We start from the raw sequence: 15,218 nt of genomic DNA, 5'->3' as shown, positions 1-15,218 counted from the left end.
TACGCTGTGGATCCGTGCGGTCACGGATCGTCTCCGCGCCCCAGGATGCCCGACCCCGGCGATCGATCATCGATACTTGCGGGTAACGTGCACGATCGGAGCAGACTCCGGACAACGGGGTTCCAACAGAGCCCGCAGTAGCAGCGAAGGGGACGATGTGACGGACATCCCGGCGGGAGACATCTCGCGCGTCGGAGTGGTCGGCTGCGGCCAGATGGGCGCCGGTATCGCCGAGGTGTGCGCCCGCGCCGGCCTGGACGTGAAGGTCGCCGAGACCACCGGCGAGGCCCTGGAGATCGGCCGGACCCGGCTGTTCAACTCCCTGTCCAAGGCCGCCGAACGCGGCAAGATCTCCGCCGAGGAACTGGCCGGGACCCGGGCGCGGCTCAGCTTCACCACCGACCTCGGCGAGTTCGCCGACCGCGACCTCGTCATCGAGGCCGTCGTCGAGAACGAGCAGGTCAAGACCGAGATCTTCCAGGTGCTCGACCAGGTCGTGACCCGCCCCGACGCGATCCTCGCCTCCAACACCTCCTCGATCCCGCTGGTGCGGCTCGCGGTCACCACCTCACGCCCCGACCAGGTCATCGGCATCCACTTCTTCAACCCGGCCCCGGTACAGCAACTCGTCGAGCTGATCCCGGCGTTGACCACCTCCGAGGGCACGCTCGGCCGCGCCCAGCTGTTCACCGAGAAGGTGCTCGGCAAGCACGCGATCCGCGCCCAGGACCGCTCCGGCTTCGTGGTCAACGCGTTGCTGATCCCCTATCTCCTGTCCGCGATCCGGATGTTCGAGTCGGGCATCGCCAGCCGCGAGGACATCGACAACGGCATGGAACTGGGCTGCGCCCACCCGATGGGCCCGCTGAAGCTGTCCGACCTGATCGGCCTGGACACGGTGGCCTCGGTCGCGTACTCGATGTACGAGGAGTACAAGGAGCCGCTGTACGCCGCTCCCCCGCTGCTCCAGCGCATGGTCGACGCGGGGCGGCTGGGCCGGAAGTCCGGCTCGGGGTTCTACACCTACGACTGAGCGCGCACCGCGCGGCAACTCACCGTGATATCGCGGCCGTTACGGGCCCGGCGCTCTTCGGAGTGCCGGGCCCGCGGCATTCACACACCGTGTGCGCGCCGGGCCCGCATATGCCGCTCGCACACTCTCCCCCGGTGTCCACCAGGCGAGTTGACTCTTCATGCGCATGCAAGGGATGTTCCGACTACGGAAAGGAGCGGACACGTGACCGCCGACCCCGAGCATCCCGTGGTCCATGGAGAACTCGCAGAGTTACGCCGCCGCCTCGACGTCGCCTACGCGCGGGTCGAGGGAGGGCTGGCCCTGCTCAGCCATCGCACCGAGGAGACGGACAAGGAAGTGGATGATCTGAGCGCGCGAATCGTTGCACTGGAGCACACGCGGTGGCCGCTGCCGGCTATTGCCGCGCTGACCGCCGTGGGTGCCCTTGTCGTGACTGTCTGGCAGGCCTTGGGACGCTAGACGTTCCGGTGGAAGGCCGGTGGGTTCTCTGCGGGTCCGTTGTGGCTGGTCGCGCCCACGCGGCGGAGCCGCAGAATGTCACCGCCCCGCGCCCCTATGGGGCGCTGCAGAAACCGGCGCTGTGTCCGCTCCTGGCCTCAGGTGGTGCAACAGCAGTAACGCGGCCGCCATGTTGGCGGCCGGGACCTCCCCGCGGGCGACCATGTCGGGTACGAGTTTGAGCGGTACCCATTCCCGGCGGTCCGACTCGAAGTCGTCCACGGGGTGTCCGGTGTACTCGCCCTCGTCGGCCCAGTAGATGTGGTGCCGGGCGTCCGTGAGCCCGTTGGACGGCTCCACGCTCATCAGGTGGTGCAGGGGCCCCGGCCGCCAGCCGGTCTCCTCCTCCAGTTCCCTGGCGGCGGCCCGCGCGATGTCCTCGCCGTCCTCGACGACGCCCGCCGCGAGCTCCCACCCCCAGCTGTCGGTGATGAAGCGGTGCCGCCACAGGAGGAGAACTTCGTTCGCCTCGTTCACGACCGTCGCCACCGCCACCGGCCTCAGCCGTATGAGGAAGTGGTCGAGGTGCTGGCCGTCGGGTAGTTCGACATCCGCGAGATTGACGCTGAACCAGCGGTTTGAGTACACAGTTTGTTCGTTCTGTTTCGTCCACTGCACGGTTCTGCCACCTTCCGTCGAGTAAGTGGCAATATCGCAGCAGGGACTGTGTTGTGGTCTACGGCGTCTTTACAGCGGTACGCGCAGTGCCCCGTCGATGAGTTCGGCCGCCTCGGCCGTACCCGCGCAGTCGCTGCGCACCAGGTACTCGCGCACCGCGCGGAGTCTGTCGCGCAGCCGCTGGGACTCCATCCCCCTGGCCTGTTCGGCCATCTGCAGCGCGGTGGCCACCGCTTTGTCGGCGTTTCCCTGGCGCAGTTCGATCTGGCTGAGCATGGCGAGCCGGTGCACCCGGCCCCGGTCGTGCGCCGGAGTGTCAACGGCCGCCGTGGCGTGCTCCCCCGCCGCCGTCAGATCGCCGAGGCTGAGCAGCGCCTCCGCCACCTGGACGTTGACCAGGCCCGGCTGGACATAGCCGGTCTCGTCGGGTTCGTATCCGCGCCGGATGCGTTCGGCGGCCTGCTCGGCCCGCCGGATGCAGGACAGCGCGCTCGTGCCGTCGCCGAGGTGGGCGTACGCCTTCGCCTGCATCGCGTACAGGTCGGAGGCGAGTGCCGGGGTGATCTGCCGGCCCGCGGCCCGCAGCGCGGCCTCCGCGAAGGCGACGGCCTGGCGGAACTCCCGCATGAACAGCGACTGGTTGACGAGCAGTGCGATGACGTACGCGCCAAGTCCCCTGTCGTTACTGGCCTTTGCGAGCCGCAGCGCCTGGTGGAAGTAGCGCTGGGCGAGTCCGTGCGCGTCGGAGTCGTAGGCGCAGATGCCCGCGATCGCCACCAACCCGCCGGTCGCCCGATGCAGTTGGCGGCCGGTGGCGTCGGTGTAGCTGCCGCGCAGCAGCGGGGCGGTCTCGGAATTGAGGAAGCCGACGATGCGGGTGCGGGTCGCCACGCCGCCGGCCTTGCGGTACATCTGCTCGTAGTGGGCGCGGGCCGCGCGCAGCATCTCGATGTCGGCCATGCTCACCCGGTGCCGGCCCCCGCGCGAGACGTCCACGTCGTCCGGTGGGTTCTCCCACTCCCACACCGGCATCACGGCGGGGGTTCCGGTGACCGCGGGCGCCCCGAGGATGTGCGGGCGCTGCTGCTCGTCGGAGCGCCACAGGGCGGTGGCCCGTTCGACGAAGCCGGAGAGGGAGGTGCCGTGCGGGGTGGCGGGTTCGCCGGGTACGCCGAGGCCGATGTCGTCGAGCGTGACGGGCCGGTGCAGGCGGGTCGCGAGCACCTCACAGATCAGGTCGGGGACCTGGCCCCGTGGGCGCTGGCCCTTCAACCACCTTGCCACGGCGGTGTGTTCGTACCGGAGTGCGAGGCCTCGGGGCCGGCCGGCCTGGTTCACATGTGCGGCGAGTCCCGCGTGCGAGATGCCCGCCTCGTCCAGGATGGCGTCGAGAAGTGTGTTGGGCTGCATGGAGGGCCCCCCGGTGACTCGGTGCGGACAGAGTAGTGCGGTTGGGTTCACACGGGGTGTGAACGGAGTGCGTGGATCCGGGGTGTGTGCGCGCTGTCGCGGAGAGTTTCCAACCGGTTGACTGGATTGCCTCGCAAGAGGCCGGCCGGGCCGCCGGCTCCCCCTCGTAAGTGCGGCGGCCTGGCTTTGCGGGCGGAACGGTGCGACTAGACACCGTTGCGTTGTGGGTAGTTCGTCGGGTGCGGGTGCGTCGTCGCTGAGTGCGCAGTTCCCTGCGGCCCTGAGGGTGTGGATGCGGGCCTGCGGTCATTGCGGAGGACGAGTATCGCCACATCATCCGTCGGGGTGCCGCCCGTGTGGCGCAGTAATGCCGTGAAGACCGAGCCGAGCACGGACTGCGGTACGGGCAGCGGGTGTTGGGCCACCACCTTTGCCAAGACATCCCTCAACGGGAAGAAGCGGCCCCGCGCGTCGCGGGCGTCCTCCGCTCCGTCCGTGTACAGGAACAGCGCCTCGCCCGGGAGCAGTTGACCGCAGCAGACGAAAGGCAGCGCCGTCGGCAGGGGAAACGGGCCGAGAGGCGGAAGAGGATCTGCCCGGGCCAGCGGCTCGGCACCCGTCCCGCTCAACCGATACGGCCACGGATGGCCGCAGTTGAGAGCGCGGAGTTCGCCGTCCGCGCCGATCTCCAGCAGCAGTACCGTGACGAACTCCTCGGCCACCTGGCTGTCGGGGTCCAGCGCGCCCGACGCCGGGTGTTCCGCGCGGGCGCGTTCGCGCAGGTGGCGGGCGAGGGCGCGGTCGAGGCGGCGTAGGACGCCCTCCAGGTCGGGTTCGTCGTGGGCGGCCTCGCGGAAGCTGCCGAGGACCGCGGCGACCGTGCCGATCGCGGCGATGCCGTGGCCGCGTACGTCACCCATCACGACCCGGACGCCGTGCTCGGTGGCGATCACCTCGTAGAGGTCGCCGCCCACCACCGCGCCGCGCTCGGCGGAGAGTTGGGCGGCGGCGATGTTCAGGCCGTCGAGTCGGGGTGGCAGTGGGCGGAGCAGCGCGTTCTGGGCGGCGCCCGCGATCTGGCGGATCTGGCGGAGTTCGCGCAGCAGGGAGCGGCGGACCTGGACGATGAGACCGGTGCCGACCGCGAAGAACACCGCGCTGGTGACGATGCGGGCGCCCAGGCCGGTCTGCTGGGCGAGCGGGCAGGTGAGTTTGTAGGTGATCGCTATGGCGCCCCACATCGTGGGCAGCCCCAGAGCGAGCGCCCGGCGCAGTGGACGGCGGGCGCGCGGCCTCGGGCGCGGCCTGCGGGGAACCCCAGCCTTGATGCGGATCATGCCTGTGGCCCCCCAAATAGGCCCCGACAGCGCAATCGGACCGACCCCGAAAGGCCGGTCCGATTCTGTCGACCGCATGCCCCGATCGGGCCAGATCGCCCGAACTTCTCACCCGAACGAGTGAGGTGACATGAGACAGGCGCATTTATGCAGGTAGGGGCCGTCCCGGTAGGGAATCGGCCGCTCCGGCGATCAGCCCCTCAGTACGGCTCCCGTGCGCTCGGCGGCCAGCGCCACCGCCGCGTCCCGAGCCGCCGACGCCTCATCGACGGTCAGCGTCCGGTCCGCCGCACGGAAACGCAGTGCGTAGGCGAGGGACTTCTTGCCCTCGCCCAGCTGCGCGGCGTTGTCGTAGACGTCGAACAGCCGGATGGACTCCAGCAGTTCACCGGCACCCTCGCGCAGCGCCGCCTCGACGTCCGCGTGCGGGACCGAGGCGTCGACGACCAGGGCGACGTCCTGCGTGGCGACCGGGAACGTGGAGATCTTCGGGCCCTTGGGGACACCCGACGACGCCAACTCCAGGACGTCCAGGTCCAGTTCCATCGCGCTGGTGCGCGCGGGCAGACCCAGGGTCTTCAGCACACCGGGGTGCAACTCACCGGCGTACCCGATGATTTGCTCAACACCCTCGACGACGACGGCGAGTTCGGCGCAGCGGCCGGGATGCCACGGCCCGTACTGCCCGCCACGGACGATGAGTTCGGTACCGGCCTCACGCGCGAGCACCCGCGCCGACTCGACCGCGTCGGCCCAGTCGGACGGTCGGCCCTTGCCCCACCAGCCGGTCTGCTCGCGGGCGCCCGTGAGGACGACGGCCGCGTGCCGGGGCTGCAGCGGGAGCGCCTCGGTGAGGGAGGCGATCTCCTCGTCGGTCGGACGCCGGTCGACGGGGAGCCGTACGGCGATCTTCAGCTCTTCGCGCGGGTGGAAGACCAGGCCCGTCTCGAAGAGCGCGAGGTCGTGGGAGCCGCGGCCGTCGTTGCGGCGCAGGGCACCCAGCAGGCCCGGCAGCAGCGTCGTACGGAGTGCGGGCTCCTCGTCGGAGAGCGGGTTGACCAGCTTGACGACCTTGCGGTTCGGGTCGTCGGCGGCCAGGCCGAACTGGTCGAAGACGTGCTCGCCGACGAACGGGTAGTTCGGCGCCTCCACGTAACCGGCGCCCGCGAGTGCACGGCCGACCCGGCGGTGCAGCCGCTGCCGGTCGGTGAGGCCCCGGCCCGCGGGGGGCTTGGGGAGCGTGGAGGGCAGGTTCTCGTAGCCCTCAAGGCGGATGACCTCTTCAGCCAGGTCGTTCGGGTCCGTGAGGTCGGGGCGCCAGGACGGGACGGTGACGATCAGCTCGTCCTGCCCGTACACGTCGCAGCCGACCTGCTGGAGACGCCGTACGACGGTCTCGCGGCCGTAGTCGACACCCGCCACCTTGTCCGGGTGGTTGGCCGGAATGGTGATGGTGTGGGGTGCCGACGGGGCAATGACCTCGGTGACGCCGGCGTCCGCCGTGCCGCCCGCGAGGAGGACCAGGAGGTCGACCGTACGCTGCGCGGCGGCCGAAGCGGCCTGCGGGTCGACGCCGCGCTCGAAGCGCTTGGACGCCTCGGAGGCCAGCTTGTGGCGGCGGGCCGTGCGCGAGATGGAGAGCGCGTCGAAGTGGGCGGCCTCGACGACGACCTCGGTGGTGGTGCCCTCGGTGTCGTCGATCTCGGTGTTGGCGCCGCCCATGACGCCCGCGAGGCCGATGGGGCCCCGGTCGTCGGTGATCACCAGGTCCTCGGCGTCCAGCGTGCGCGTGACGCCGTCGAGGGTGGTGAGCTTCTCGCCCTGGGTGGCCCGGCGCACACCGATCGGACCCTGGACGCGGGAACGGTCGTAGGCGTGCAGGGGCTGGCCCAGCTCCAGCATCACGTAGTTGGTGATGTCGACGGCGAGCGAGATCGGGCGCATGCCCGCCTTCTGGAGGCGGCGGGTCAGCCAGAGCGGGGAGCGGGCCTCGGGGTCGAGGCCCGTCACCGTGCGGGCGGTGAAGCGGTCACAGCCGAGCGGCGCGGAGACCTGGACCGGGTAGCCGAACGCGTTCGGCCCCGGTACGTCGAGCAGGGCCGGGTCGCGCAGCGGCAGGCCGTAGGCGATGGCGGTCTCGCGGGCGACGCCGCGCATCGACAGGGCGTAGCCGCGGTCGGGCGTGACGGCGATGTCGAGGACCTCGTCGACGAGCTGGAGCAGCTCGATCGCGTCGGTGCCGACCTCGTGCTCCGGCGGCAGCACGATGATGCCGTGGGAGCCGTCGTCGCCCATGCCCAGCTCGTCGCCGGAGCAGATCATGCCGTGCGAGGTCTTGCCGTACGTCTTGCGGGCGGCGATCGCGAAGTCGCCGGGCAGGACCGCGCCGGGGAGGACCACGACGACCTTGTCGCCGACGGCGAAGTTGCGGGCGCCGCAGACGATCTCCTGGGGCTCACCGGTGCCGTTGGCCTGGCCGACGTCCACCGTGCAGAAGCGGATGGGCTTCTTGAAGCCCTCCAGCTCCTCGATGGTGAGGACCTTGCCGACGACGAGCGGGCCCTTGAGGCCGTCGCCGAGCTGCTCGACGGTCTCGACCTCCAGGCCGACCGAAATGAGCTTGGCCTGGACGTCGCGGCCGGTCTCCGTCGCCGGCAGGTCGACGTACTCCCGCAGCCAAGAAAGCGGGACCCGCATCAGATCTCCATCCCGAACGGCCGGGTGAACCGGACGTCGCCCTCGACCATGTCTCGCATGTCTTCGACGTTGTGGCGGAACATCAGCATCCGCTCGATGCCGAACCCGAAGGCGAATCCGCTGTACTTCTCCGGGTCGACCCCGCAGGCGACGAGCACGCGCGGGTTGACCATGCCGCAGCCGCCCAGCTCGATCCAGCCCTCGGAGGAGCAGGTGCGGCAGGGGCGGTCGGGGTTGCCGACGGACTCGCCCTTGCAGACGTAGCAGAGCATGTCCATCTCGGCGGACGGCTCGGTGAAGGGGAAGTAGTTCGGCCGCAGCCGGGTCTTCATCTCCGCGCCGAAGAGCGACTGGACCATGTGGTCGAGGGTGCCCTTGAGGTCGGCCATGGTGAGGCCCTCGTCGATGGCGAGGAGCTCGATCTGGTGGAAGACCGGGGTGTGCGTGGCGTCCAGCTCGTCCGTGCGGTACACGCGGCCGGGGCACACGATGTAGACCGGCGGCTCGCGGTCCAGCATGGCGCGGGCCTGCACGGGCGAGGTGTGCGTCCGCAGTACGACACCCGACTCGTCGCCTTCAGTCCCCTTCGGGCCCTGGACGAAGAAGGTGTCCTGCATCTGCCGGGCCGGGTGGTCCGGGGTGAAGTTGAGCGCGTCGAAGTTGAACCACTCCGCCTCGACCTCGGGGCCCTCGGCGATCTCGTAGCCCATGGACACGAAGACGTCGGCGACGCGCTCCATGAACGTGGTGAGCGGGTGCCGGGCGCCGGCCGGTACACGGTCGTACGGCAGCGTGACGTCCACCGCCTCCTCGACCAGGACGCGGGCGTCGCGGTCGGCCTCCAGCTCGGCCTGGCGGGCGGCGAGGGCCTTGTTGACCGCACCCCGGGCCTGCCCGACGAGCTTGCCGGCGGCTGCCTTGGCCTGCGGGGGCAGCGCGCCGATCTCGCGGTTGGCGAGGGCGAGCGGGGAGGTGCCGCCGGTGTGGGCGACCTTGGCCTCCTGGAGCGCGTCGAGATCACCGGCGGCGGCGAAGGCGGCGAGCGCCTCGTCCCGCATGCGCTCGATCTCTTCCGGTTTCAAGGCCTCGACCTCTACAGGGTCGTACGACTTATTCGGTGCCGACATCTCTTCCCGTGCTTCCGGTTGGCTGGCGGATGGTCCCCGTCCCGACTCGACTCGGGGGACGCGTCGTCGTCCCTGAAACGGGGACGCAAAGGTGCCAAAGGCCGAGTCTAACGGGGGTGAGGCAGGTGACCGCGCCCGTGGGGCCTCGTCGGCGGCTGCGGCAGGGCTACTGCAGATACGCCGGGGTGCCCACGGGCAACATAAATCGGAACTCGGCGCCGCCGCCGGGGGCGCGGCCGACCGTGATGGTGCCGCCGTGGGCTTCGACGATGCCCTTGACGATGTACAGCCCGAGTCCGGTGCCGCCGCGCTTGCTGCCCCGCCAGAAGCGGGTGAAGACGCGGTTCATGGACTCCTCCGGGATGCCTGGGCCCTCGTCGCTGACCGTCACCGATGTGCCGGTTTCCTCCCCCTCGCGGGGGGACGCCGAGGCCGTGACGTCGATAGTGACGGTTCCCTCGCCGTGGCGCACCGCATTTTCCAGCAGGTTGCTCAGCACCTGGTCGACCTTGTCGGGGTCGGCCCACAGGTCGGGCAGCGGCTGTTCGACGCGGAGCATGAACCGGTCGGCGGGCTGGCCGGCGGCGACATACGCCTGGATGTGACGGCCGACGGCCGCGCCAATGTCGACGGGCTGACGGCGCAGTTCGAGCCGCCCGGAGTCGATGCGGGAGATGTCGAGCAGCTCGGCGATGAGCCGGGTGACGCGGTTGGCGTCGGCGTCGACGGTCTCCAGCATCAGCCGCTTCTGGTCGTCGGTGAAGCGTTCCCACTTGGCGAGCAGGGTCGCGGTGAAGCCCTTGACCGAGGTGAGCGGGGAACGCAGTTCGTGAGCGACGGTGGCGATCAGCTCGGCGTGACTGCGCTCGGTGCGGCGGCGGGCCTCGGTGTCCCGCAGGGAGACGACGACGCGGCGGACCGGACCGAGAGGTTCCGAACGAACATAGCGAGCCGTGACGAGCACCTCGTGCCCGCCCGGCAGCAGCAGGTTGCGCTCGGGCTGCCGTACCCGGATGGCCAACCCGCCGTAGGGATCGGTCAGTTGCCACCAGCGGCGGCCTTCCAGGTCCTCTAAGGGGAGGGCCTTCTCCAGCCGCTGTCCGAGGGCGTCGGCGGCGCGGACGGCGGTGATGCGCTCGGCGGCGGCGTTGAAGCAGATGACATGGCCGTGCTCGTCGGCGACGACCAGGCCGTCGGCCAGTTGGTCGGGGTCGATACCGAGGCCGGTGAGGTCGTCGTGCCGGGCCGTGGACGGCCGGGGCACGCCCCGTGCTCCTGGCGCGCTGCTCGTGCCGACAGTCATCCCCGTACCCCACCTCTTCTCATACGGCGCAGGTGGCCCCCGAGCTGGTCACCCTACTAGCTGTCGGTGACGGAGCGGCACCCTCCGGAGCCGCGCTGTGCACGGGCAGACGCATACAGACATACGGCGGCGGCGGTGGCCAGGTTCAGGCTTTCGGCCTTCCCGTGGATCGGAACCCGCACGACGGCGTCCGCGAGTGCGCGGGTCTCCTCCGGAAGCCCCCAGGCTTCATTCCCGAAAACCCACGCTGTGGGCCCGCCCATGGTCCCCTGGTCCAGCTCGTCGTCGAGGTCGTCGGCCCCGGCCCCGTCGGCGGCCAGGATGCGCACCCCGATGTCCTTGAGCCCGGCCACGGCCTGCTCGACAGGCACCCCGACAGCGACGGGCAGATGGAACAGGGAGCCCACGGAGGCCCGTACGGCCTTGGGGTTGTACAGATCGACGGAAGCATCGGTCAGTACGACGGCCTCGGCACCGGCGGCATCGGCACAGCGCAGAACGGTGCCGGCGTTGCCGGGATCGCGCACGTTGGCGAGCACGGCGACGAGCTTGGGCCGGGCCTTCAGGATCTCCTCGAACGGGGTGTCGAGGAACCGACAGACTCCGACGAGCCCCTGCGGAGTCACGGTCGTGGAGATGTCGGCGATCACCTGCTCATCGGCGAGATGCACCCGAGCACCGGCCTCACGGGCCTCACCGACGATGTCGGCGTACCGCTCCGCGGCTTCAACGGTCGCGAACAACTCGACGAGCGTGTCCTTGTACCCGGCGGCCTCCCGCACGGCCTGCGGCCCCTCGGCCAGGAACAGCCGCTCCTTGCTCCGGAAGTTCCGCCGAGCGAGCCGCCGGGCGGCGGCCACACGAGCGGAACGGGGAGAAATGAGCTCGGGACCGTGAGGGGACATTCTCTACTTCACCTTCAAATCTCAGGGCGCCCAGGTTTCTTTAGGGGCGCGGGGAACTGCGCGACCAGCCCCCACCGGCCCGCACCCGAACAACTACCGGAGCTGACACCAAAGGACCCGCAGGCCTGAAAACCTGCGGGTCCTTCAACTCACGCTAAAGCCAGCGCAGCGTCACGCGGCCTTCGGCGCGTTGACGTCGCTCGGCAGCGCCTTCTGGGCGACCTCGACCAGCGCGGCGAACGCACCGGCGTCGTTGACGGCCAGCTCGGCGAGGATCTTGCGGTCGACCTCGATGTTGGCCGCGTTCAGACCCTGGATGAAGCGGTTGTAGGTGATGCCGTTGGCGCGGGCAGCGGCGTTGATGCGCTGGATCCACAGCCGACGGAAGTCGCCCTTGCGCTTCTTGCGGTCGTTGTAGTTGTAGACCAGCGAGTGGGTGACCTGCTCCTTGGCCTTGCGGTACAGACGCGAACGCTGACCGCGGTAGCCGGAGGCGGCTTCGAGGATCGCCCGGCGCTTCTTGTGGGCGTTGACTGCCCGCTTGACGCGTGCCACTTGTTTAACTCCTTGTAGCGGGGCCGTGGTTGGACTCACACGGCCCGGAATCGATGGGGTCCCGGTCCAGACGTACGGCGCTCGGCGGGAGCGCCGCGTACGTTACTTGCCGAGAAGCTTCTTGATCTTCTTGGCGTCGCCCGGGGCCATCTCGGCGTTGCCGGTGAGGCGACGCGTCACACGGGACGACTTGTGCTCGAGCAGGTGGCGCTTGCCGGCGCGCTCGCGGAGCACCTTGCCGGAGCCGGTGATCTTGAAGCGCTTACTGGCACCGCTGTGCGACTTGTTCTTCGGCATAGCGCCGTTATCTCCTCGTCGGTGGCGCTCCGATGCCCGGTCGTGAAACCGGGCACGGTGGAGCGTCGCTCTTGTATCGGTTACATCCCTGGACTGACGTCCGGGGATCAGGCGTCGGCGGAAGCCTCGGCCGGGGCCTCGACCTCGTCGACGATGTCCTCGCCGACGCTGTTCTCGTCCTCGACGTCGGACTCCGCGGCGTTCTGCGACTTGCCCGGGTTGGCCTTCGCTTCCGCCTTGCGGGCGGCCTGGGCCTCGCGGGCCTCGGCCATCGCCTCGGTCTTCTTCTTGTGCGGGCCGAGCACCATGATCATGTTTCGGCCGTCCTGCTTCGGGTTCGACTCGACGAACCCGAGGTCCTCGACGTCCGAAGCCAGACGCTGCAGCAGTCGGTAGCCCAACTCGGGCCTGGACTGCTCGCGACCGCGGAACATGATCGTGATCTTGACCTTGTCGCCCTGCTTCAGGAACCGGACGACGTGACCCTTCTTGGTGTCATAGTCGTGCGGGTCGATCTTCGGCCGGAGCTTCATTTCCTTGATGACCGTGTGCGCCTGGTTCTTGCGCGCCTCACGGGCCTTCATGGCCGACTCGTACTTGAACTTCCCGTAGTCCATGAGCTTGCACACGGGCGGACGGGCGTTCGCCGCGACCTCGACCAGGTCCAGGTCGTATTCCTGCGCAAGCTCCAGGGCCTTAGCAAGCGGCACGATGCCGACCTGCTCGCCACTGGGACCGACCAGTCGCACCTCGGGAACGCGAATCCGGTCGTTGATGCGGGGTTCGGCGCTGATGGATCCTCCTCGGTTAGCACCACACGGCCATCTGGCGGACGGCCGCGTTTGTCTCGATAGACAGACCTAACCGCGCCGAAGCACAAAAAATGCCCCGGACGATCACAAGACGGGGCTCCAAAACACTGCCGGAGCACCGCCGCGATGATCGCGGGGCGCGCTTTCGGGCGACTCCATCGTCCGTACGGAACGATGGCAACCGCCTGACCGGGGGTGACCCGCCGCCCGTGAGGACAGTCAGGTGGGAGATCGGAGCCTCCACTTGTTGGCCGGGCACACGAGTGCCTGGCCGGTCATCACACAAGGTTAGCAGCTACCCGGGGGTGGTGCGAACCGCCGTACACCGGGCCCTATCGTGTGGGGCATGAGTGACACGCCCCCCGGGTCCCCGAATCCCGACTCCCCCGACTTCGACGCCCTGACCCGCGACATCGCGGAGGTCCCGGCGGTCGAGGTGATCGTGACGGTCGCCGTCAACCTGATGAGCGCCGCCGCCGTGAAGCTCGGTCTGACCGACGAGGGCGACAAGTACAAGGACCTGGACGAGGCCCGCAAGCTGGTCACCGCCCTGGCCGGGCTCCTCGACGCGAGCGCGACCGAGATCAGCTCCTTCCACGCGGCCCCGCTGCGCGACGGCCTGAAGTCGCTCCAGCTGGCGTTTCGCGAGGCGTCCCTCGTCCGCGACGAGCCGGGCCAGGGCCCGGGCGAGAAGTACACGGGCCCGGTCTACGGCTAGGAACTCACCCCATACGTACGTACAAGGGCTCGCCCGGAGGCGTCGCCCCGGCCGGCAGGACTGCCAGGTCGAGGCCGCGCACCAGGCGGGCCCTCAGCGTCTCCTCGGCGGCGAGCCGGCGCGCGACCGCGTGGATGCCGCCGGCGGGCGGCACGGCGGGCTCGAAGACCAGGGCGAGAGTGCCGTCGCCCCGGCCGGCGCCGAGGTAGGCACGAAGAACCGCGCGCACGTCGGTGAGCGCGGCGCGGACCGCCTCCGCGACCGCCGGATCGGTGAGCGGGTCCACACTGGTACGCCCCTCGGCGAGGGCCAGCAGCGCGGGCCCCGACAGCTCGAAGGACACCGGCCCCGCCATGTCCAGCACGATCGTGTCCGCCTTCTCGTGCGCGGCGGCCTGCAGCGCCTGGTGCAGCGGTACGGCCACGGGGCGCGCCGCCGGGTCCCAGCGGGCCAGCGAGTCGCTGGAGGTGAAGGCGGGCAGCGCGGTGCGTCCGCCGGCCTTCAGGGTGGGGACGGCCATGTCGCTGGTCTTCTCGCGGCGCAGCCCCTTCTCGTCCACGTCCACCTCGCCGAGCACGGCCACCACGGGCACGAGCAGCCGGGCGCCCTTGAGGGCCGCAAGGACGGGATCCACGGCGGTACGGTCCTGGGCCCAGGCGGCAAGCGCCGCGCTCAGTGCGGGATCGGCCGAGCCGTCGTCGTCGGAGTAGCCGGAGTCGGGAATGTTCTTGTTCGCCACGGTGACCGACCCTATCGGGGGGATCCTGCTGGGCTTGTGCGGGTCCTGAAACACAGGAGACACCGGTTTCACACCTTTCTCAGAAACCGTTGACAGACATCTAACTTTCGTCTCACGGTTCGCACAGTCGCCGCCTCCACGATCGCGGGCATGGAGTCTTCCAGAGCCGCCCGCCGAAACCACCGCGCGCGTCCCTCCCGGCGCCGTCCGCTCCTCTACACCGCCCTCGCCACCGTCGCCGTGGTGGGCGGTACGGCGGCCGGAACCGTGTACGTGAAGGCGCAGGCGCACTCCGGCCCCGTATCGTCGGCGGCGGCGCCGTCCGCCTCCGCGTCGGCGTCGGCGGCGGCATCGGGCAGCGGGGAGGCGACGGTGGAACCGGTGACACGGCCGACGGTGGACTACGACGCGCTGGTGGCCAAGGCCATGAAGGCGGTGACCCCGGCCGGGCAGCAGAAGGTGTCCGTGGCCGTGCTCGACGTGGACTCCGGTGAGAGCGCCACGTACGGCAGCGCGGCCTACGACACGGCGAGCATCGTCAAGGTCGACATCCTGGCCACACTGCTGCTGCAGGCGCAGCACGCGGGGCGGCAGTTGACCACGACCGAGAAGTCGTACGCCACCACGATGATCGAAAACAGCGACAACAACTCCGCTACGGCGCTGTGGAACATCATCGGCACGGCGGACGGGCTCGACGCGGCCAACAAGACGTTCGGGCTGACCGGCACCAAGGGTGGCGACGGCCCGCTCTGGGGGCTGACGCAGACCACGGCCGCGGATCAACTCACCCTGCTCCAGCAGGTGTTCGGGGACGACTCCAAGCTCAGCCCGGCCTCGAAGTCGTACATCCAGGGGCTGATGGGGAAGATAGAGGCCGACCAGCAGTGGGGGGTCTCGGCGGCGGCCGACGGCTCCAAGTGGCGGCTGAAGAACGGCTGGCTGGCGCGGAGCACGACCGGGCTGTGGGACGTCAACAGCATCGGGCGGGTGACGGCCGCGGACGGGCACGAGTACCTGATCGCGGTGCTGTCGAAGGGCAGCACGACGCAGAACAAGGGCATCACGCTGATCGAGGCGGCGGCGAAGGCGGGGGTCGCGGCGTTCGCGGCGAGCGACTCTTCTACGCCGGCTTCCGCGTCCGCCACCGATTGACTCCCACAGAC

Annotated in this window: 14 protein-coding genes and 1 pseudogene; 4 read left to right on the top strand and 11 right to left on the bottom strand. The window is 69.9% G+C overall.

Going from position 1 to position 15,218, the window contains the following annotated elements:
* Positions 1 to 157: 157 nt before the first annotated feature.
* On the top strand, positions 158 to 1,033 hold the full coding sequence (locus OH768_RS41895; protein ID WP_406461696.1) for a 3-hydroxybutyryl-CoA dehydrogenase: 876 nt from the start codon (positions 158 to 160) through the stop codon (positions 1,031 to 1,033).
* 204 nt (positions 1,034 to 1,237) lie between these two features.
* Positions 1,238 to 1,495, top strand: a complete 258-nt coding sequence (locus OH768_RS41890) for a hypothetical protein (protein WP_200714457.1) — start codon at positions 1,238 to 1,240, stop codon at positions 1,493 to 1,495.
* A 78-nt stretch (positions 1,496 to 1,573) separates the two neighbouring features.
* On the opposite strand, the gene OH768_RS41885 is transcribed toward OH768_RS41890, so the two are convergent.
* From OH768_RS41885 to infC, 10 genes and pseudogenes are all read right to left on the bottom strand, one after another.
* Positions 1,574 to 2,152, bottom strand: coding sequence for an NUDIX hydrolase (locus OH768_RS41885; protein ID WP_406461694.1), 579 nt, complete (start codon positions 2,150 to 2,152; stop codon positions 1,574 to 1,576).
* Positions 2,153 to 2,221: 69 nt separating this feature from the next.
* Positions 2,222 to 3,562 (bottom strand): transcriptional regulator, encoded by a 1,341-nt coding sequence (locus OH768_RS41880; RefSeq protein WP_406461692.1) that lies wholly within the window; start codon positions 3,560 to 3,562, stop codon positions 2,222 to 2,224.
* A 206-nt stretch (positions 3,563 to 3,768) separates the two neighbouring features.
* A complete protein-coding gene (locus OH768_RS41875; RefSeq protein ID WP_406461690.1) occupies positions 3,769 to 4,899 on the bottom strand; it encodes a PP2C family protein-serine/threonine phosphatase in 1,131 nt (376 codons plus the stop codon).
* Positions 4,900 to 5,091: 192 nt separating this feature from the next.
* Positions 5,092 to 7,596, bottom strand: a complete 2,505-nt coding sequence (pheT, locus tag OH768_RS41870; protein ID WP_406461688.1) for a phenylalanine--tRNA ligase subunit beta — start codon at positions 7,594 to 7,596, stop codon at positions 5,092 to 5,094.
* Positions 7,596 to 8,723 (bottom strand): phenylalanine--tRNA ligase subunit alpha, encoded by a 1,128-nt coding sequence (pheS, locus tag OH768_RS41865; RefSeq protein ID WP_019066264.1) that lies wholly within the window; start codon positions 8,721 to 8,723, stop codon positions 7,596 to 7,598. The genes pheT and pheS overlap by 1 nt, the downstream gene beginning before the upstream one ends.
* Positions 8,724 to 8,889: 166 nt before the next feature.
* The gene (locus OH768_RS41860; protein ID WP_406461686.1) at positions 8,890 to 10,026 is read right to left on the bottom strand and encodes an ATP-binding protein; all 1,137 of its coding nucleotides are present in this window, start codon (positions 10,024 to 10,026) and stop codon (positions 8,890 to 8,892) included.
* Between the two features lie 56 nt (positions 10,027 to 10,082).
* Complete coding sequence (locus tag OH768_RS41855; protein WP_406461685.1) at positions 10,083 to 10,931, bottom strand: TrmH family RNA methyltransferase; 849 nt, start codon at positions 10,929 to 10,931, stop codon at positions 10,083 to 10,085.
* Positions 10,932 to 11,102: 171 nt separating this feature from the next.
* Complete coding sequence (gene rplT / locus OH768_RS41850; RefSeq protein ID WP_019066261.1) at positions 11,103 to 11,486, bottom strand: 50S ribosomal protein L20; 384 nt, start codon at positions 11,484 to 11,486, stop codon at positions 11,103 to 11,105.
* A 102-nt stretch (positions 11,487 to 11,588) separates the two neighbouring features.
* Positions 11,589 to 11,783: a 50S ribosomal protein L35 gene (rpmI, locus tag OH768_RS41845; RefSeq protein WP_019065473.1), complete on the bottom strand. Its 195-nt coding sequence runs from the start codon at positions 11,781 to 11,783 to the stop codon at positions 11,589 to 11,591.
* Positions 11,784 to 11,890: 107 nt separating this feature from the next.
* Positions 11,891 to 12,602, bottom strand: a pseudogene (gene infC, locus OH768_RS41840) (translation initiation factor IF-3).
* Between the two features lie 339 nt (positions 12,603 to 12,941).
* Between infC and OH768_RS41835 the strand changes: the two are divergent.
* The gene (locus tag OH768_RS41835; protein ID WP_406461682.1) at positions 12,942 to 13,313 is read left to right on the top strand and encodes a DUF1844 domain-containing protein; all 372 of its coding nucleotides are present in this window, start codon (positions 12,942 to 12,944) and stop codon (positions 13,311 to 13,313) included.
* 4 nt (positions 13,314 to 13,317) lie between these two features.
* On the opposite strand, the gene OH768_RS41830 is transcribed toward OH768_RS41835, so the two are convergent.
* Entirely contained in the window at positions 13,318 to 14,052 is a 735-nt protein-coding gene (locus OH768_RS41830; RefSeq protein ID WP_406461681.1) for an SseB family protein, read from the bottom strand.
* A gap of 150 nt (positions 14,053 to 14,202) precedes the next feature.
* On the opposite strand from OH768_RS41830, the gene OH768_RS41825 reads away from it, so the two are divergent.
* Positions 14,203 to 15,207, top strand: a complete 1,005-nt coding sequence (locus OH768_RS41825; RefSeq protein ID WP_406461679.1) for a serine hydrolase — start codon at positions 14,203 to 14,205, stop codon at positions 15,205 to 15,207.
* Positions 15,208 to 15,218: the final 11 nt, after the last annotated feature.

This window comes from Streptomyces sp. NBC_01622, from assembly GCF_045209635.1.
Classification (GTDB): domain Bacteria; phylum Actinomycetota; class Actinomycetes; order Streptomycetales; family Streptomycetaceae; genus Streptomyces.
Note: the sequence above shows the minus strand (reverse complement) of the source record. Positions and strands in the feature narration are given on the sequence as shown.